The sequence below is a fragment of the Mycobacterium sp. genome (genome assembly GCF_008709575.1).
Classification (GTDB): domain Bacteria; phylum Actinomycetota; class Actinomycetes; order Mycobacteriales; family Mycobacteriaceae; genus Mycobacterium.
Genome location: NZ_VYIK01000311.1, coordinates 1 through 720 on the forward strand (window position 1 = coordinate 1; position 720 = coordinate 720).

1 protein-coding gene is annotated in these 720 nt (G+C 61.0%); it reads left to right on the forward strand.

The window, feature by feature from the left end:
• Positions 1-248: 248 nt before the first annotated feature.
• On the forward strand, positions 249-720 hold a 472-nt coding region (locus F6Q13_RS18645; protein WP_293059694.1), incomplete at its 3' end, for a dihydrodipicolinate synthase family protein.

Sequence of the window (720 nt, forward strand, 5' to 3'; positions counted from 1 at the left end):
GGGTCACCCCTACCTGCCCTCACCAGCTTGTGGTCACCGTTATTTTCGTGTCAGCCTCGCGATAGGGTAAGGCGTGAATCGGAGCTCGCGTAGCGCTGCGCGGATAGCAAAGAGCAGCGAGGTCAAGCAATCATTGTGAGCGGCTTCTCAACCGGGTCGGTTAGTAGCACCGCCTTCGGCTTGTTGTGATAACCGCTTCAACTCCGGATGTCGCCACGACTAATCACGGGTAAGGAGATCAAGACATTATGACTGCTACCGCGCAACTCGGGTCTGAGGCGAGAGCATGGGCCGCCGAGAACCTCCGGGGTTTCTACATGTGTCCCATCACCCCGCTCCGCGAGGATTTCGAGCTTGACGAGGAGGGCGTGCGGCACAACATCGAGGCGTTCGTCGACATGGGTTGCACGGGTCTCGTCGTCGGCGGGTTCTTCGCCGAGGGATGGAACATGACGCTGGCCGAATGGCAGCGTTATCACCAGGTCGTCGCGGAGGCCGCCGCCGGCCGGATACCGCTGTTCACGATTATCCTGGACCCCTCCGCTTACCAGGCGGTCGAGAAGATGCGATATGTCGAGTCGCTCGGCTATGTCGGTGCTGAGGTCATGAACCCGTCGGTGCAGCTCAAGACCGAGGACGACGTGGTGTCCTTTTTCGACTACCTGGCCCCGGCTACCGGTCTGGCCCTGGTGCTCTACCGGACGCCGGTGTCGGGATTCG